The sequence below is a fragment of the Streptomyces sp. YKOK-I1 genome, from assembly GCF_054660435.1.
In genome coordinates, this window is record NZ_BAAGDR010000001.1 from 9239431 (window position 1) to 9257715 (window position 18285).

General features: G+C 73.7%; 13 protein-coding genes. 4 read left to right on the forward strand and 9 right to left on the reverse strand.

Going from position 1 to position 18285, the window contains the following annotated elements; translation table 11 throughout:
- Positions 1-60 precede the first annotated feature (60 nt).
- The 3 genes from ACYQ8Q_RS41175 to ACYQ8Q_RS41185 form a co-directional block, all read right to left on the reverse strand.
- On the reverse strand, positions 61-1290 hold the full coding sequence (locus ACYQ8Q_RS41175; RefSeq protein WP_460072075.1) for a PP2C family protein-serine/threonine phosphatase: 1230 nt from the start codon (positions 1288-1290) through the stop codon (positions 61-63).
- Between the two features lie 143 nt (positions 1291-1433).
- Entirely contained in the window at positions 1434-2948 is a 1515-nt protein-coding gene (gene glpK, locus ACYQ8Q_RS41180) for a glycerol kinase GlpK (protein WP_460072077.1), read from the reverse strand.
- A gap of 70 nt (positions 2949-3018) precedes the next feature.
- A complete protein-coding gene (locus tag ACYQ8Q_RS41185) occupies positions 3019-3786 on the reverse strand; it encodes an IclR family transcriptional regulator (protein WP_460072079.1) in 768 nt (255 codons plus the stop codon).
- Between the two features lie 177 nt (positions 3787-3963).
- On the opposite strand from ACYQ8Q_RS41185, the gene ACYQ8Q_RS41190 reads away from it, so the two are divergent.
- On the forward strand, positions 3964-4389 hold the full coding sequence (locus tag ACYQ8Q_RS41190) for an ATP-binding protein (RefSeq protein WP_460072081.1): 426 nt from the start codon (positions 3964-3966) through the stop codon (positions 4387-4389).
- A 213-nt stretch (positions 4390-4602) separates the two neighbouring features.
- Positions 4603-5085 carry a roadblock/LC7 domain-containing protein gene (locus ACYQ8Q_RS41195; protein ID WP_460072082.1) on the forward strand — a complete coding sequence of 161 codons (483 nt, stop codon included), beginning with the start codon at positions 4603-4605 and terminating at the stop codon, positions 5083-5085.
- Between the two features lie 229 nt (positions 5086-5314).
- Here ACYQ8Q_RS41195 and ACYQ8Q_RS41200 read toward each other — a convergent pair whose 3' ends face one another.
- Positions 5315-5911 carry a hypothetical protein gene (locus ACYQ8Q_RS41200; RefSeq protein WP_460072083.1) on the reverse strand — a complete coding sequence of 199 codons (597 nt, stop codon included), beginning with the start codon at positions 5909-5911 and terminating at the stop codon, positions 5315-5317.
- 179 nt (positions 5912-6090) lie between these two features.
- Here ACYQ8Q_RS41200 and ACYQ8Q_RS41205 point away from each other — a divergent pair, with 179 nt between their 5' ends.
- The gene (locus ACYQ8Q_RS41205) at positions 6091-7863 is read left to right on the forward strand and encodes a serine/threonine-protein kinase (RefSeq protein ID WP_460072084.1); all 1773 of its coding nucleotides are present in this window, start codon (positions 6091-6093) and stop codon (positions 7861-7863) included.
- 22 nt (positions 7864-7885) lie between these two features.
- Here ACYQ8Q_RS41205 and ACYQ8Q_RS41210 read toward each other — a convergent pair whose 3' ends face one another.
- The 5 genes from ACYQ8Q_RS41210 to ACYQ8Q_RS41230 all read right to left on the reverse strand — a co-directional run bounded on the left by ACYQ8Q_RS41210 (position 7886) and on the right by ACYQ8Q_RS41230 (position 17074).
- A complete protein-coding gene (locus ACYQ8Q_RS41210; protein WP_460072085.1) occupies positions 7886-8851 on the reverse strand; it encodes a DUF1152 domain-containing protein in 966 nt (321 codons plus the stop codon).
- A gap of 66 nt (positions 8852-8917) precedes the next feature.
- Positions 8918-10282, reverse strand: coding sequence for an FAD-dependent oxidoreductase (locus ACYQ8Q_RS41215; protein WP_460072087.1), 1365 nt, complete (start codon positions 10280-10282; stop codon positions 8918-8920).
- A 133-nt stretch (positions 10283-10415) separates the two neighbouring features.
- Positions 10416-13112, reverse strand: coding sequence for a SpoIIE family protein phosphatase (locus ACYQ8Q_RS41220; RefSeq protein ID WP_460072089.1), 2697 nt, complete (start codon positions 13110-13112; stop codon positions 10416-10418).
- A 67-nt stretch (positions 13113-13179) separates the two neighbouring features.
- Positions 13180-15987 carry a SpoIIE family protein phosphatase gene (locus tag ACYQ8Q_RS41225; RefSeq protein ID WP_460072090.1) on the reverse strand — a complete coding sequence of 936 codons (2808 nt, stop codon included), beginning with the start codon at positions 15985-15987 and terminating at the stop codon, positions 13180-13182.
- 448 nt (positions 15988-16435) lie between these two features.
- A complete protein-coding gene (locus tag ACYQ8Q_RS41230) occupies positions 16436-17074 on the reverse strand; it encodes a lipoprotein (RefSeq protein WP_460072092.1) in 639 nt (212 codons plus the stop codon).
- Positions 17075-17418: 344 nt separating this feature from the next.
- Here ACYQ8Q_RS41230 and ACYQ8Q_RS41235 point away from each other — a divergent pair, with 344 nt between their 5' ends.
- Complete coding sequence (locus tag ACYQ8Q_RS41235; RefSeq protein WP_460072093.1) at positions 17419-18228, forward strand: hypothetical protein; 810 nt, start codon at positions 17419-17421, stop codon at positions 18226-18228.
- Positions 18229-18285: the final 57 nt, after the last annotated feature.

Sequence of the window (18285 nt, forward strand, 5' to 3'; positions counted from 1 at the left end):
CTCCTCCTTCCACTCTGCCCCCGATGGCCCCGCGCCGCAGGGCTGCGGGCCGCCGCCGGATCAGAGACGGATGACGATCAGGGCGGTGTCGTCGGTGGTGCCGGTCGCCGGGAGGAGATCGGCGAGGAGGGCGTCGGCGAGCTCCTCGGGGTCGTCCTTGCGGTGCCGGACCAGGGAGTCGGCCAGCCGGTCGAGACCGGTGTCGATGTCCTCCGTACGGCGCTCGACCAGCCCGTCGGTGTACAGCACGAGGGTGGCGCCCTCCACGAACGAGGTACGGGCCTGCGGACGCGCCAGGTGCTCGGGACGGGCCGCGAGCGGCGGGTCGGTGGCCTCGTCGAGGAAGCGGACCGTGCCGTCGGGGTGCAGCAGCGCCGGGGGAGGGTGCCCCGCGCTGCTGTAGGTGACGGTCCGCTCGGCCCAGTCGATGAACGTCGTCACGACCGTGGTGGACTCGGCGCCCTCGACCGAGCGGGCGTACAGACCGAGGGCCTCCAGGGCCTGGCCCGGACCGTCGGCCACCCGGCAGGCCGCGCTCAGCGCACTGCGCAGCTGCCCCATGACACAGGCCGCCGCCAGACCGTGCCCGACGACGTCACCGACCGCGACCGCGAGGTTCCCGTCCGGCAGATCGGCGAGGTCGTACCAGTCGCCGCACACGTTCAGCGCGCCGATCGCCGGCCGGTAGCGCACCGCCGCCGCGTGCTCCCCGGTCGGCCCCGGCGCGGGCAGCATGGCCGCCTGGAGGGCCAGGGCGACCTCGCGCTCATGGGCGTGCGCCCGGCGCAGCCGCTCGTTCACCTCCTGGAGCTCCCGCGCACGGGTGTACAGCTCGGCCTCCAGCACCCGGGCCCGGCTGTCGTCGCCCGGCCCGCCGAAGGCCCGGATCAGCTCGGTGACCTCCTCCACCCGGTGCACGATCAGCTCCACCTGCCCGTCGGGGCCGAGGACGGGCGCGTTGACCGGGCTCCAGAAGTGCTCCTGCCACTGACCGGGCCGGTCGGGGTCCTCGATGTCGTAGCGCAGCAGCGCCATCGTGTCCCGCTCGCCGGTGGCCACCGTGCGCAGCATCGACGTCTCGGTCTCCTGCCGGCCGGCCGCCGCCGGATCGTTGGGGTTCTCGGGGAAGACGTCGAAGATGTAGCGGCCCACCAGCTGCTCGCGGGTGCGCCCGGCCAGGCGTACGAAGTCGTCGTTGGCGTCGGCGTAGACGAGATCCGGGGTGAGCAGGGCCACCATGCCGGGCAGGGCCCGGAACACCGCCGTGTAGTCGATCTGCGGTTTCCTCATGTCCTGCCTGTCTGGTTCGCGCCGGGCGTCGGTGTGCCGTTCCACGATAGAAGTGCGGACCCGGCTCGGTCAGCCCGACGACAAGTCCCGGGACGCGGACCCGTCCGTAGGGGCTGCGGGGGCGGGGACCAGGGACGCACCGGTCACGGAGGTCTCGGCGGTTTCACCCATCCGAGTGACCGTTCGACGGCCCGCCTCCAGTTCTCGTACTCCGCCTCGCGCCGCGCCGGGTCCATGTCCGGGATCCACTGGGCCGCCCGGTGCCAGTTGCGGCGCAGCACCTCCAGATCGGGCCAGTAGCCGGCGGCCAGCCCGGCCGCGTAGGCCGCGCCGAGGGAGACCGTCTCGGCGACCATGGGCCGCACCACGGGCACGTCGAGGACGTCGGCGACGAACTGCATCAGCAGGTTGTCGGCCGTCATGCCGCCGTCCACCTTGAGCTGCTTGAGGGGCACCGAGGAGTCGGCGTTCATGGCGTCCACGACCTCCCGGGTCTGCCAGCCGGTGGCCTCCAGCACCGCCCGGGCCAGATGCCCCTTGGTGATGTACGAGGTCAGACCGACCATGACCCCCCGCGCGTCACTGCGCCAGTGCGGCGCGAACAGCCCGGAGAAGGCGGGCACGATGTAGCAGCCGCCGTTGTCCTCGACCGTGCGGGCGAGCGTCTCGATCTCCGGCGCGCTGCTGATCAGCCCCAGCCGGTCGCGGAACCACTGCACCAGTGAGCCGGTGACGGCGATGGACCCCTCCAGGGCGTAGACCGGCGGCTGCTCCCCGATCTTGTAGGCGACCGTGGAGAGCAGCCCGTGCCGGGACCGCACCAGGTCGGCGCCGGTGTTGAGCAGCAGAAAGCTGCCCGTCCCGTACGTGCATTTCGCCTCGCCCGGGGAGAAGCAGGTCTGGCCGAACAGGGCGGCCTGCTGGTCGCCGAGGGCGGCGGTGATCCGCACGCCGGGCAGCAGCGAGCGGGCGGTGCCGTAGTGCTCGGCGGAGGACCGGATCTCGGGCAGCATGGGGCGCGGCACCCCGAAGAATGCCAGCAGCTCCTCGTCCCAGGTCAGGGTGCGGATGTTCATCAGCATGGTGCGGCTGGCGTTGGTGGCGTCGGTGATGTGCAGCCCGCCGTCCGGCCCGCCGGTCATGTTCCAGATCAGCCAGCTCTCGATCGTGCCGCACAGCACCTCGCCGTTCTCGGCGCGCCGCCGCAACCCGTCCACCTGGTCGAACAGCCAGCTCAGCCGGAGCGCGGAGAAATAGGTCGACGGGGGCAGACCGCACCGCTCCAGGAAGAACTCGTCCCCGGGATCGCTCCTGAGGGCCGTGACGAGGTGTTCGGTGCGGGTGTCCTGCCAGACGATCGCCCGGCCCAGCGGGGCGCCCGTGCCGCGGTCCCAGACCACCGTGGTCTCGCGCTGGTTGGCGAGGCCGATCGCGGCGATGTCCTCGGCCCCGACCCCGGCGCCGGACAGCGTCTCGGGGACGATCCGCTGGAGGTTGCGCCAGATCTCCACGGCATCGTGCTCGACCCAGCCGGGCCGGGGGAAGTGCTGCTGGTGCTCACGCTGGGCGACCGAGGCGAGCCGTCCGTGGTGGTCGAAGAGGATGCATCGGGTGGAGTTGGTGCCCTGGTCGATGGACATCACATAGCGCTCGACCATGATCGGGTCTCCCTTCCGGCGCTTCGACCGGCTCGTCGACCGATTCTTCGCTGCGGGCTGCGGGCCGCGGTCACCAGCGGCTCGCGCCCAGATCCCTGGAGATCGCCCGTGCGGCCTCGCGCAGCAGGTTGATCAGGTGCGACCGGGGGTGACCCCGGCTGTCGCAGACCCGCTCGAGCTGGCCGGACAGCCCGATCGCCCCCACCACCAGGCCGCCGTGCCCGCGGATCGGCGCGGCGACCCCGGCCTCTCCCATGCTCATCTCCTGGACCTCGTCGGCCCAGCCCCGCTCCCGGATCTCCGCCAGCGCCCGGCTCAGCAGGCCCCGCTCGACCAGGGTGTGCCGGGTGTAGGCCTCCAGCCCGGACTCCAGGGCCGAGTCCAGGGGCGCGGTGCCGTAGGCGAGCAGGACCTTGCCGAGGGAGGAGGCGTGCAGCGGCAGCAGCGATCCCACGTCCAGGGTCTGGAAGGTGTCGTCCGGCCGGAACACATGGTGGACGACCAGGACCCTGCCCTCCAGGGGGGTGCCCAGCCGGACCGATTCCCCGCTGCGGGCGGCGAGGGCGTCGGCCCAGTTGATGGACCGCGAGCGCAGTTCGTTGACGTCGAGGTAGCTGGTGCCGAGGTGCAGCAGGGCCGCCCCGAGCTGGTACTTTCCGGTCGCGGGGTCCTGCTCCACGAAGTCCACGTGCTGGAGGGTGCGCAGGATGCCGTGGGCGGTGCCCTTCGCCAGCCCGAGCGAGGCCGCCACCTCGCCTAGCCCGAGACGACGGGGTCCGCCGGCGAGGAGCCGCAGGATCGCCGCCGCCCGTTCGATCGACTGGACCGGGCCGGTCATGAGCCGAGCCTATTACCGTGGTGAGGGGTTCGCCCCCGCTGCGCGTTCGGCAATGCCGACCGGGATTCGTTGACCCTCCTCCGCTTTGGTCCCTAACGTGCACTGAGGTCCGGCAAGAGTGCCGGTGCCCGGTATCGGCCGACAGCATTCACGACAGCACTCACCGGAGGAGAGAAGATGGCGGTACAGCTCGGCATACTGCCCCGGGAGACAGTGGAGCACGTGTGTCCGCTGCCGCCCGTCCCCGGGGCCGTCGCAGCCGTACGCCGGCGCGTGGGGGAGGTCCTCGCCGACTGGAAGGTGTCCGAGGACATCGTCGACGACTCGCTCCTCGTGGTGTCGGAGCTGCTCACCAACGCGATCGTGCACGCCCTGCCCCCGGCGGAGCTGCGACTCTCCTGGATCCGTGGCGCGGGGTCCGGCACGCTGCGGGTGGAGGTCACGGACGCGGGGCCCGCCCTGGTGCCCGGCCAGACCCGCGCGGACATCGACCCCGACGAGCACGGCCGCGGCGAGCAGATCGTGCACGCCCTCGCCGCGGCGCACGGCAAGCGGGTCCACTCCGGCGGGGTCACGCGGTGGGCGGATCTCGTCGCCGCGTGACGTGAACGGATGTCCTTGATCGCGCTTCGGCGCGCGTGATCACGGGCAGCGTGTTCCGCAGCATGTTCCATTGGAAAATGCCAAAGCGGTCCCCTTTGGCCGGTACTTTCCGTAACCTCGGTCTCACCCGTACGCTCCGGGTCGCCTCAACGGCCCTTCCCCGACCCGCACTTGAACCGCTCCTGCCGCCCCACGCGCCGAAAGGACACGGTCATGGCCGTCGAGGCCGAGGTTCTGCACGAACTGCACCGGCTGCGCACGTGCGTGCCGCAGCTGAGAGGAGCGCTGGCGGCCAGCGCCGACGGACTCGTCCTCGCCCGGGACATGCCCGACGTCGAGGCGGAGGCGCTGGCGGCGCTCACCGCGGCGGCGCTGGGCGTCGGCCGCCGGATGGCCGACCTCGCGGCGCGCGGGGAGTTCCGCGAACTGCTCGTCCGGGGCGCCGGGGGATACGTCGCGACCTACGCGGCCGGCCCGTCCGCCGTGCTCACGCTGCTCGCGGACGACCGGGTCAACGTAGGCCGGCTCCACCTCGAAGGGCGGCGCAGCGGCACCCGTATCGCCGAACTGATGACGACGGCCGCCAGCCCCGACCGCCCCCGCCTCCCCGACGAGCCGCCGCCCCCCGCCCAACCGCCCCGCACCCTGGGCTCCCTCCCCCTGCGCATCCCCCCGCAGTCCCGCTACGGCTCCTGAGCGCGGGGGCGTCCGGCTGGTACCGGGTCCTGGGCGCGGGGCGTCGAGGCGATACGGGGTGTGCGGGGGCGTCGGCTGTGGGGGTGGGTCAGCCGGTTGGGGTCCTCCGTGCGGCCGCGGTGGCGGGTGGGGTGCGGGCGGCGGGTTTCCTCGCGGTGCCGATGCGGGTCCTGGGCGCGGGGCGTCGAGGCGATACCGGGTGTGCGGGGGCGTCGGTTGTCGGGGTGGGTCAGCCGGTAGGGTCCTCCGTGCGGCCGCGGTGGCGGGTGGGGGTGCGGCGGCGGGTCGCCACCCGTTCGGGGCCGGGGCCCGGGCCCGCGGGGGCGCTGAAGCCGCCGGGGACCAGGCGGGGCGGGGCCACCGTCGGGGACGCGGGCGAGGGGGGACGGGCCTGGCCCTCCCGCTCGCCGTCCCGGGGCGGTGTCGGCGGCGGAACGGCACGGCTGATCACCCGCCCGTGCGGCATCAACGGGGCGCAGGCGGAGCACACTTCGGTGAGCGTCCACACCTGGGCGACCGCCGGGTCGTGCCGCAGCACGAGGACGACCGTGCCCGCGCAGTTGACCCGGGTGCCCTCGTGCAGCGCGCACCGCTGGCGCCGGCACCAGCAGGCGGCGTCGTGATGCACCGCCGCCGCCCTGGCGTGCGCGGCCGCGTGGGCCTCGGCGAAGCGGCGCAGCGCCGCGAGGTCCCGGGACCGCGGCGGCATCGCGCACGCCGACGAGCAGGTGACCGAGGCGGAGCGGTCCCGGTGCCCGACCACGCGGATCGTCCAGCAGCGGCCGGGCCGGCGGGCCGAGGGGGCGTCAGGGTACGTAAGAGCCAAAGCACATGTCCTTCGTGGTGATCGTGGGGGGAGGGCGACGAGTCCGGAGTGGTTCCGGCACGGCGGCCCGCCGGAAGAAGTGACCTCGTTCACAGCATGCCCGTGCCGGGGCGGACCATTCGCGCTGTGCCCCCCTTGGCGGACACACCACCGTCCGCGTCTACCCCTAAGCTCCCCTCATGAACACCGGGGAACCCGACAGACGCGTCATCGATGGCCGATTCGAGCTGCTGCACCGGCTCGGAGGCGGAGGCATGGGGTGGGTGTGGCGCGCCCGCGACCTGGCACTGCACCGCGACGTGGCCGTGAAAGAGGTACGGCCGCCGGATCCGGCGCTGGCCGAATACGACCCCGACGGCGCCCGCACCCTGCGCGAGCGCGTCCTGCGGGAAGCCCGTGCGATGGCCCGCGTCCATCACCCCAACATCGTCACCATCCACCACATCGTCGACGGCGGCGAGAACACCTATCCCTGGATCGTGATGGAGCTGGTCACCGGCGGCTCCCTCCAGGACCGGCTCCAGCAGGGCGCGTTGACCCCGGTGGAGGCCGCGCGCCTGGGGCGCGAGGTGCTGTCCGCACTGCGCGCCGCGCACGCCGTCGGCATCGAGCACCGCGATGTGAAGCCGGCCAACGTGCTGCTGCGCCCCGACGGACGGCCGGTCCTCACCGACTTCGGCATCGCCGCCCTGCGCGAGGCCACCAGCCTGACCGCGACCGGCTCCGTCATAGGCTCGCCCGACTTCATGGCACCGGAGCGCGTCAGCGGCAAGGACGGCGGCCCGTCCGCCGACCTCTGGTCGCTGGGCATGCTGCTCTACGTCGCCGTCGAGGGGCACCACCCGCTGCGCCGCGCCAGCACCCTCGCCACCCTGGCCGCCGTACTCGCCGAGGACGTGCCGCCGCCCCGGCAGGCGGGCCCGCTGACCGGTCTGCTCACCGCGCTCCTGGTGCGCGACCCGCAGGCCCGCTCGGAGGCCGCGGAGGTCGACCGGCTGCTCGCCGCCGCGACGGGGGAGGCGCCGGCGGACGCGACGCCGGGCGCCTTCGGGCCTCCGGCCGGCGACGCTCCGGTGCAGGCACCGCCCGCCGGGTTCGGCCCGGCGCCCACCGGTTACGGGCACGCGCCCTACGGCGGCCAGGCCCCCGCCTTCACCGGCGCGCCGACCTCCTATCCGATCGCCCCGCCGGCCGGCGCCCCCACCCCGGCCCCCTTCCCCGCCCCGACGCTCCCGCCCGGCGCGGTGACGGTCCCGGCCTCCGGCATCCCCCGCCGGCCGCTCCGCAGACGGGTGAACACCGTTGTTTCGGCCGCCACCGGTACGGTCCTGGCCGGTGTCCTGGTGTGGAACGTGGGCCCGTTGCTGCTGGACGGCGGCGACGACGGATCCTCCGGGTCCGGGGCCTCCGGGTCGTCCGCCTCCGCCAGTGCCTCGGCGAGCGCCCGCTCGGGCTCCGCCACGAGTTCCTCCTCCGGCGGACAGTCCGGGGAGAAGCTCGACCTGCTCACGGCGGACGGGGTCCGCACGGTCGTGAAGAAGCTGAAGGCCGCCATGGGCGGCTCGAAGGTCACCGACCTCACGATCTACCCGGAGTACGCCATCGCCGAGGCCCCGGTCGCCGGCAACGCCAAGCTCTACGACCGCTACGAGTACCGGGGCGGGGACGTGGCGGTGAAGAACGGCCCCGGCGGCACCGTGACCAGCGGCGAGACCCCGGTCGACCTGGACAGCTTCAACTGGGACGCGGTGCCCGGACTGCTCACCAAGGCAGGGAAGACCCTCAACATCAGCGACCCCACCATGCGCTACCTGGTGATCAACCCGGCGTCCACGATCTTCAACGACCCGCCGACGATGAACGTCTACCTCGTCGACGACTACGGTGGCGCCTACCTGGAGGCCGACCAGAAGGGCAACGTGATCGAGGCCCACCCGCGCGACGACGGCTGACCCGTGCGCGGGGGCCGCCGCGTCAGTGGGGGAACGCCCGGGGCTGCCGCAGGACGGGGAGTTCCTCGCGGAACTCCTCTATGCGGGTGCTGATCTGCCGCATCAGCACGGTGTCCGCGAGGCGGTCGAGATAGAGGTTGCGGCGGGCGAGACCCACGGCGTCCACGCAGAAGTACACGGACATCAGCGGATTGACGAAGAGTTCGCTGCCCCGGGTGCGCTCGGTGAAGCGCACATCGCCGAACTCGCCACGCACGGCGGCGGCGACGGAACCGTTGACGATGCTCGGATGCCCCGGCGTCGACGCCTGGGCGTGCGCCACCGCGTCCAGGTACAGGGCCCCCTCACGGCTGTCCCGGGGCAGCGAGAACGCGCCGAGGTAGGCGCCCTCGCGGTCGAGCGCGGCCAGGTTCTCCAGGACGAGCGCGTGGTTGACGCCGTGATAGGCGTCCACGCCGAAGCCCAGACAGGCCACCAGCCGGTGCTCCACCCCGTCCAGGGCGTGCACGGCGGCCAGACTGGCCATGTCCTCCTCGGGCGTGCCCAGTCCGTGCTCGTCGCCGCGCATCAGGATGTCCGTGCCGCCGTCCACGAGGACGACCGCGTCGACCCCGCCCAGATGGTCCACGAGCGCCCGGTAGGCGTCCCGCAGCGGGGCGACGCCGGTGCGCGGGAAGGCGTACACGGTGGCGGGCAGCCCCTGTCCGTCGAGCCAGCGGGCCAGGGCGTGTTCGGGGAAGTAGTCGCCGCGGGCCCTGGTGTCCGGGCGCACCGCCGCCACGTCCGGCTCCAGCCAGACCTCGTCGGGCAGGCCGTACAGCTCGGTGAAGGACAGATTGGCCAGATGGACGTCCTTGCCGGCCGACCGCAGCGCGAGCGCCAGCGGAAGGCCCGCGTACACGTCGAAACCGCCGCCCGCACCGGCGACGAGCACCCGCCGCGCATCACGCAGACGGGTGAACAGAGGAGGCTCGTGGAGGGAGAACACCCCGGGAAGTTAGCAGGCGGCGATCATGCGGCCCACCGGAATCCCGGGGTTCCCGTCCGGCCGTGCCTACGCGCCGCTCTCGCGCAGCATGTCCTCGCGCTCGACGAGCTTCACGCGCTCACGGCCCTGCGGCTCGCCCAGCGCCTTCTCGGCGGCGTCCAGCTTGTACCAGCCCTCCCAGGTGGTGAAGCGGACCGCGCGCTCGGCGAGGAACGCGTCCACCGCCTCCGGCTCCGGCGAGGACGGGGCGTGCAGCCGGCCGCCCGCGTGGTCGGCCAGCAGGTTCGCCACCGTCTCGTTGGCGTCGCCCTTGGTGTGGCCGATCAGGCCGATGGGGCCGCGCCGGATCCAGCCGGTGACGTACACCGACTGAAGGTGCGCGCCGCTCTCCTCGACGACCCGGCCGCCCTCGTCCGGGACGGTGCCCGAGTCGATGTCCCAGGGCAGCTTGGGCAGCTTCTCGGAGAGGTAGCCGACCGCGCGGTAGACCGCGGTGACGTCCCACTCCTTGAACTCGCCGGTGCCCTTGACGTTGCCGGTGCCGTCGAGGGCGGTGCGCTCGGTGCGCAGGCCGACGACCCTGCCGTCCTCGCCGAGGATCTCCGAGGGCGACTCGAAGAAGTGCAGGAACAGCTTGTGCGGGCGGTCGCCGGTGTCGCGGATCGCCCAGTTCTCCAGCGTCTTGGCGACCATGTCGGCCTGCTTGTTGCCGCGCCGGGTGGCGATCGAGCCCTCGTCGTAGTCGATGTCCTCGGGGTCGACGATGACCTCGATGTTCGGGGAGTGGTCCAGCTCCCGCAGCTCCATCGGGGAGAACTTCGCCTGCGCCGGGCCGCGGCGGCCGAAGACGTGGATCTCCAGCGCCTTGTTGGCCTTCAGACCGTCGTAGACGTTCGGCGGGATCTCCGTCGGCAGCAGCTCGTCGGCCGTCTTCGCGAGGACGCGGGCGACGTCGAGGGCGACGTTGCCGACGCCCAGCACGGCGACCTTCTCCGCCTGGAGCGGCCAGGTGCGCGGCACGTCGGGGTGACCGTCGTACCAGGAGACGAAGTCGGCGGCGCCGTAGGAGCCGTCCAGCTCGATGCCCGGTATGGACATCTCGCGGTCGGCCGTCGCGCCGGTCGAGAAGATCACCGCGTCGTAGAAGGCGCGCAGGTCGTCGAGGGAGATGTCGGTCGGGTAGTCGACGTTGCCGAACAGACGGATCTGCGGCTTGTCGAGGACCTGGTGCAGGGCGGTGATGATGCCCTTGATCCGCGGATGGTCCGGGGCCACGCCGTAGCGGATCAGTCCGAACGGGGCCGGCATCCGCTCGAAGAGGTCGATGGAGACACCGGGGTCGGCGGCCACATCGGACTTGAGCAGCGCGTCGGCGGCGTAGATCCCGGCGGGGCCGGCTCCGACGATGGCTACCCGCAGGGGGCGGGGCATGATCAGGTTCCCTTCGAGCGGTGACAGATCAACTCGGGGGAAGCCTAAACTGAGGCATACCTAAGTCGGTACGCGGGTCCGGTCTATGGACTCATAAACGTCATTTATGAGTCAGTGCTCGCGGCAACCCCGCTCACGGCAGCGGCTGTTCCGCCCAGATGACCTTGCCCGTGGGGGTGTACCGGGTGCCCCAGCGGTCGGTGAGCTGCGCCACCAGGAACAGCCCGCGGCCGCCCTCGTCGGTCATCGCCGCGTACCGCAGATGCGGCGAGGTGCTGCTGGCGTCGGACACCTCGCAGATCAGCGTGCGGTCGCGCAGCAGCCGGACCCGGACCGGCGCGATGCCGTAGCGGATCGCGTTGGTGACCAGCTCGCTCAGGATCAGCTCCGTCGTGAACGACAGCTCCTCCAGGTCCCACCCGGCCAGCTGCCGCACGACCGCCGACCGCACCTCGCCCACCGCGGCCGGATCCACCGGTACGTCCCACTCGGCCACCCGGTCCGCGCCGAGCCCCCGGGTGCGCGCCACGATCAGCGCGATGTCGTCGTTCGGACGGGCCGGCAGCAGCTCGTCCAGGACACCGCGGCAGGCCTCCTCCGGCGTGCCGTCGGCGGTGCGCTCCAGCGCCGTGCGCAGCAGCTCCAGACCGGTGTCGATGTCCCGCTGCCGGTCCTCCACCAGCCCGTCCGTGTACAGCACCAGCCGGCTGCCCTCGGCCAGCTCCAGCTCGGCCGTCTCGAACGGCAGCCCGCCCAGGCCCAGCGGCAGCCCGGCCGGCACCTCGGGGTACTCCACCCGGCCGTCGGGGTGGACCAGCGCCGGCGGCGGATGCCCGGCCCGTGCCACGATGCACCGCCGCGACACCGGGTCGTAGATCGCGTACAGACAGGTCGCCCCGGACACCGGACCATGGGCGCCGTCCGCCGCCTCGTCCTGGTCGATCCGGGTCACCAGCTCGTCCAGCAGCCCGAGCAGCTCCTCCGGCGGCAGGTCCAGCGCGGAGAAGTTGTGCACGGCCGTGCGCAGCCGCCCCATCGTGGCCGCCGCGTGCAGCCCGTGCCCCACCACGTCCCCGACGACCAGCGCCACCCGCGCCCCGGACAACGGCAGTACGTCGAACCAGTCGCCGCCCACCCCGGCCTGGGCCGGCAGATAGCGGTAGGCGATGTCCAGCGCGTTCTGCTCGGGCAGGGTGCGGGGCAGCAGACTGCGCTGGAGGGTGACCGCCATGCCGTGCTCACGGGTGAAGCGGCGCGCGTTGTCGATGGAGACCGCCGCCCGCGCCACCAGCTCCTCCGCCAGCGCCACCTCCTCCGGGTCGAACGGCTCGGGCCGCTCCGACCGCAGGAAGCTCACCACGCCCAGCACCAGCGCGCCCGCCCGCACCGGCACGGTGATCAGCGAGTGGATGCCGAACTCCACGATCTGCTCGGTCCGCTCCAGATCCTGCGCCCGCCAGCCCGGCGCCTCCGCGAGGCGTGCCTCCAGCACGGCCCGTTCGTCCGCCAGGGCCCGGGCCTGCGGCGCCGAGTCCACGAACCGGATCCGCTCGCCCACCGCGTACAGCGGCGAGCCCTTGCGGACCCCGCTCATCGCCGTGCGCCGCAGCGCGCCCCGCGCCTCCGGCTCCTCACCGGCCAGCACCGCGTCGAACAGGTCGACGGTGACGAAGTCCGCGAACCGCGGCACCGCCAGCTCGGTCAGCTCCTCCGCCGTCCTGGTGACGTCCAGGCTCGTGCCGATGCCCACCCCGGCCGCGTACAGCAGGTCCAGGCGCTCCCGGGCCGCCTCCGCCCGCCCCGACAGGGCCCGCAGCTCCGTGGAGTCACGCAGCGTGGCCACGCTGCCCTCCGGGCCGCCCGCCAGATCGGTGGGCCGCTGGTTGATCGCCAGCAGCCGGTCGCCGACCAGATGCACCTCGTCCGTGACGATCCGTCCCGACGCCAGCAGCTCGGCGGTGCCGGGGTCCAGGCCCAGGTCCAGGACCTGACGGCGCTCGGCGTCCGGCGGCAGGTCGAGCAGCCGGTGCGCCTCGTCGTTGGCGAGCAGCAGCTCGCCGTCCCCGCCGACGATGATCACCCCTTCGCGCACGGCGTGCAGCACCGCGTCGTGGTGCTCGTACATCCGGGTCATCTCGCGCGGCCCGAGACCATGGGTCTGCCGCAGCAGCCGGCGGCTGACCAGCGCGGTGCTCGCGGTGGCCAGGGCGAGCGCCACGGCGGCGCTGCCGAGGACGAGCGGCAGCTGACGGTCGGCGTTGCCGCCGACATGCCGGGTGGTGATGCCCGACGACACCAGACCCACGACCGTCCCGTCGGGAGCCTTCACCGGGACGACGGCCTGCACCAGCCGGCCGATGGTGCCGTCGACCTCCTCGACGACGGTGCCGCCGTCCAGCGCGGGCTGGATGTTCCCGACGAACTTCTTGCCGATGCGGTCCGGTTTGGGATGGGTGTAGCGGATGCCGTCGGTGTTCATCACGACGATGAAGTCCATGTCGGCTGCCTTGCGGGCGGCCTCGGCCGACGGCTGGAGCACCGCCGTCGGGTCCGGGCTGCGCAACGCCTCGACGATGCCCGGGGAGTTGGCGAAGGTCTGCGCGACGGCGAGCGAGCGGTTGCGGGCCTCCTGGGTGGTGTCGTGGCGCACCTGGAGCAGCAGTGCGACGACGGCCGCCACGACCAGCAGCAGCACGATCGCCACCTGCAGCACGAACACCTGCGCCGCGAGACTGCGCCCACCCAGCGCGGACTCCGGCGCACGCCGAACTCCCGGGCCCCGGGGACGACGGGCCGGCCGGGCACTCGGGCGCCCCAGGACACGTGCCATGTGCCATTCCTACACTGCCCGGCCCCATGAGGCGAGAGGCGTCACACAGGGTCACAGGACGGGTCGCTCACGCTCTCCCTGCGTGATCTTCGAGATGGTCCGGAGGCGGGTGGTCCGGAGACGGGTGGCCCGGAGACGGGTGGCCTGGGGGTGGGTGGTCCAGAGGTGGGTGGTCTGGAGACGAGCGGTCCGGAGGCGGGTGGTTCGGAGGCGGGTGGTTCGGAGATGTGTGGTCCGCAGGCGGGTGGTCTGGAGACGGGTGGTCCGCAGGCGGGTGGCCTGGCGACGGGTGGCCCGCAGGCGGGTGGTCTGGAGACGGGTGGTTCGGAGATGTGTGGTCCGCAGGCGGGTGGCCTGGCGACGAGCGGTCCGGAGATGGGTGATCCGTGGGCGGGTGGGGCGTACGCGGGTGCGTCGGGAGGGTGGCGAGCAGTAGCGCGATGTCGTCCGCCCGGTCCACCGCCCGCCGGGCCGAGGCGGTCAGCCGGTCGGCGACCTCCCCCAGGGAACCCCCCGCCCCGTCGCCCGACTCCGCGAGCGCCGCGCGCAGGGCCGCGATGCCCTCGTCGATGTCGCGCCCGGGCCGCTCCACCAGCCCGTCCGTGTACAGCGCCAGGATCGCGCCGGGCTCCAGCCGCAGCTCCGTCACCGGATACCGTGCGCGCGGGTCGACCCCCAGCACCACCCCGCCCGGCAGATCCACCGCCGTCGTACGGCCGTCGGGCCCGCGCAGCAGTGGCGGCAGATGGCCGGCCCGGGCCGCCCGCGCCCGGCCCGTCGCCGGGTCGAGCCGGACATAGCAGCAACTGGCGAACTGGCCGGGGTCGAGGTCGATGAGGAGGTGGTTCGTGCCGGACATGACCTCCTGCGGCGGATGGTCGCTGAGCGCGAACGCCCGCACCGCGCTGCGCAACTGCCCCATGGTGGCCGCCGCCTGCACCCCGTGCCCCTGGACGTCCCCGATGACCAGCGCGAGCCCGTCGCCCGCCTCCACCACGTCGTACCAGTCGCCGCCCACGTCCATGCCCTCGGTGCCCGGCAGATAGCGCCCCGCGGTCTCCACGCGCGCGTGCTGCGACAGCCGCCGGGGGAGCAGGGCCTGCTGGAGCCCGCGCGCGAGGGCCGCCTCCGTGTCGTAGCGCTGGGCCTTCTCCATCGCGTGGGCGATCAGCCCGGCGAGCGCGGTCAGCACGGTGCGCTCCTCCTGGCTGAAGCTGCGCGGACCGTCGAAACCGAGGATGCAGGAGCCGACCGGGCGGCCCGAGGCGATCAGCGGGAGGAAGGCGCGGGCGCCCTCCCTGGCGTCCAGGTCGATGCCCGGATAGGCGGCCGCCAGCTGTGGCATCGAGTCGAAGAACAGCGGACGGCCCGTGGTCAGCGTCTCCACGCCGGGCAGCCGGGCGTCCAGGCCCACCCCCTCGAATGCCGAGAGGAAGCCGTCGGGGAAGCCGCTCTCCCACGCCAGGTACAGATGCCGCTCCTGGAGCAGGTAGATCGCGAGCCGGCGGCCGCCGAACGCGGGGAGCAGCTCCTGCATCACCACCTCGGACACCTGGCGGGCGGTCACCGCCTCGGTCAGCGCGATCGCCAGCACGATCGGCCGGTACAGCGGCGCCGTCTGCGCGGCCGGGTCCGGTGCCGGGACCTCGGCGTCCACCGGTTCGGGGGCCGCTTCGGGCGGGACACGGGTGGCCGGGACGGCGGTGCAGGTCAGCAGGTCGGGGCCGGGGTAGACGGACATGCTCAGCCAGTCGCCCTCGAACACCCGCGGGCCGTCGGCGGGCCGCCGTACATGGAAGTGCACGGGCTCCGGCGACAGCAGGGCGCCCCGCAGATGCTCCTCGCCGGCCGGCTGGTTCAGCCAGGGCACGGCCTCCCACAGCGGCTGGCCGACCAGCTCCTCGCGGTCCACGCCCAGGAAGTGCGCGGCCCGGGCGTTGGCGTACACGACCAGCCCCAGCCGGTCGACGCAGAACACGCCCTCCGGGAGCAGATCCGCCGCGCCGTCGGCGAGGGCGCCGGCCCCCGGGTCGAGCAGGACGCCGGTGACGGACCCCGACGGCCCCTCGGCCGCCGCCCACAGCTCCAGCAGCCGCAGCCCGCCCTCCGTGGTCCGCACCTCCAGCGGCAACGGCGGCGGGCTGCCCCGCGCCGTCTCCTTGAGCAGGTCGGGAAGGCGGTGCGCGTCGGTCGGGTCGACGGCTTGGGCCAGCTCCTCCAGCGTGCCGGGGACGTCCCCCGGTGGCAGCCCGAACAGCGCCCGCGCCCGGTCGTCGACGTGGACGGTGTCGGACGCCGGGTCCCACGAGAACCGGCCGACCCGCCCCGGCGCCGGTCCCGCCGCGGGCGGCCGTACGCACACCGGTGCCTCGTCCCAGGTGACCGGCGCGCCCTCGGCCTCCAGCCGCACCAGTTCCGCCGCGAGACGGTCCGCCACCCGTGCCAGCCGCTCCTGCTCGGCCAGCACCTCCGCCGCGTCGGCGGCCGCCGCCCGCAGCACGATCAGCACGCCGAACGCCCGGCCCCGGGCCGCGACCGGGAGGTACAGCGAGCCGAACTGGAACGGCAGCCCCGCCGCGAGCTGCGGATACCGCCGCATCGCCTCCGTGGCGTTCGCCAGCACCACCGGTACGCCCGTCCGCTGGACGTCCACCACCGGGAACGGCCGGTCCACATGCACGCGCCACCAGGGCCGGAACAGCCGGCCGGGCAGCCCCGCGATCACTCCGAGCCGCAGCATCCCGGGGGCGCGCGAGCGCAGGTACACGCCTGCGGCACGCCCGTCCGCCGCCCGCAGCGCGTCGACCGCTGCCGCGGTCAGCAGCGCGGGCGACGGCCCGGACGGCCTCCGCTCGTCCCCGGCGCTCCCAGTCATCGGCCCTACCCCGTCCGTGCGCCGCCGCGTGGTCGACACAGCAAGAATGCGCCACACCTGCGGTGCTGTGCATCCGGGCGGGGGCGGCTGCCGTTGTCGACCGGGCGGGTGCCGTCCCGCCGCGCGGGGTGAGTGGTGTCGGGCTGTGCGGTGGGGTGGGTGGTGAGGCGGGCCGGGTGGTGTGGGCTGTGGACTGGATGGTGCCGGGTCGTGGCGCGCGACGGGGCGGACGCGAGCCGGGCGACATGCGGCCGTCGAGCGGGCCGGGCCCGTCGGGCGGTGCCCGGCTGTCGTGCGGGACGGGGCGGCGCGGATGGGGCGAGGCTGTCGTACGGGGCGGGGGCGAGGCCGTGAGACCGCCGAGGGATGGCGGTCGTGGTGCGGGGCGCGCCGGCCGGAGGGCGCCGGGCCCTCCGGTCCGGGGGCGAGGCAGGCTCGCCGGGCCGGGTCAGGCCGTGGTGTGCAGGGTCGTCTTCGCGAGTTCGTACGCCGGGAGCATCTCCTCGTGTTCCTCGTCGTCCAGGCCGCCGAGGTGCAGGACGACCGGGCCGTCGGGGGTGACGACGGCGAGGGCGTGGGACGTCCGGAGCGCGCCGCTGCCGGGCGTGCTGTACTCGACCTCGGTGGCGGAGAGCCCGCCCGTCTCGAAGGTGCGGTACTCCTCCCGCGCCGCTCCCTTCTCGGCGGCGACGAAGTCCTCCAGCACGGCCCGCGCGCCGGCGTCCCCCGGCTCGCCGGTCCACACCCGGAGGAAGCCGATGTTGCCCGCGGGCTTGGCGTCTATCTCGCAGGCCATGGTGACCGGCCCCTGGCGCAGGAACGCGTCGGCCAGATCCGCCAGGTCCTCGCTCACGCCCGCCAGTTCCGCCTCGGCATCGACCGCCTTCGGCTTCCAGGACTTGGCGACGTCGAAGGTGACCGGCAGCTCGCAGGCCGACCCCGCCGCACCCACACTCGCCCCGCGCCGCGCGACCTCGACGCCGGCCCGGGCGGGTTCCCCGTCCCCCGTCGAACAGCCGCCGACCAGCGCCGTCAGCAGGACCGCCAGGGTCAGCCCCTGCGGTCCGTTCCCCACCCCGTGACGCACTTCCCGGTCTCCTCCCGATGGCGGCGGTGCACTGTAACGCGCGAGGTCAGCGGTCCCGTACCGAAATACGGCCGGCGCCGTCCGGGCGCGGTCCGGCACCGGGCAAGGCCTTCGGATGACGGAGAGTGACATTCCGTCACCGTGCGGACGCGGGCAGTCGCGACCGATGGCGGAGTGATCCTGGCAGGCCCTCATCGCGTCTTCACAGGAGCGACACCGGCCGACCCGCCGGTGGCGTCCCCCTTCGGTGACGTGCGCCGATCCCGCCGCGCACCGCTGGGGGAGCTGTTCCGACCGGCCCGGACACGGACGTCCGTGCGACGAGTTTCTTGGGGGACCCCTTGGTGATCCTGCGTCCAGAGGTGGAGGGACGCCGCACCGGCCGCGCCGGGGGCGGCGAGCGGAAGCCGCGCCGCAGCCTCCCGCTGCGCGCGGCCGTGTTCGTCGGACGCACGCTGCGCGACGAGGTGTACGGCATCGTCGTCGACCCCCTCCGCCAGCTCCGCCGGCGCGGTCCCGGAGCGCTGCTGCTCGCGTTCGTGGCCTGCGGCGGCGTGATCTTCTTCCATGCCCTCGCCCAGAACCCGGCCGGTGCCACCGTCGTGCGGATCCTCGGCGGCGTCCAGGGCGACCTCCCGCTGTGGCTGGCCCTGCTGCGCACCCCCGTCTCCCTCTACGTTCCCGCCCTCGACCTGCCGGTGTGGGCCGGCATCACCCAGCTCTTCCTCGCCTTCGCCCTGGCCGAACTCGCCCTCGGCCGACTCAGGACCCTCGCCGTCGCCTACGCGGCCACCCTGGCCGGCACCCTCACCGTGCGGGTGATGATCGCGCTGGGGCCCGGCCGGTGGGGCATCGGACTGCCGCCCGAGGCGGGCCAGGTGCTCGACACCGGCCCCTCCGCCGCCGTCGTGGGCCTGTTCACCTATCTCTCGGTGGTGCGCCGCGCCCCCGTGGTGTTCTTCCTCACCGGCGGCTCGATGGTCGTCGAGTCGATCGCCAAGCCCAACCTGGCCGGCCGCGAGCACCTGATAGCCGTCGCCGCCGCCGTCGTGCTCGGTCTGTACCACGAACGAGCCCACCTCAGGCGGCTGTTCAAGGCTCCGGTGCCGCTGTCCGCCGCGGTCCCGGAGGGCCGGCCGAGGCGCTCCGCCTGAGATCTTGCTATGAATTCACGCGTCGGTTGAACACTCTCGCGCCCTGCTGCGTATGGG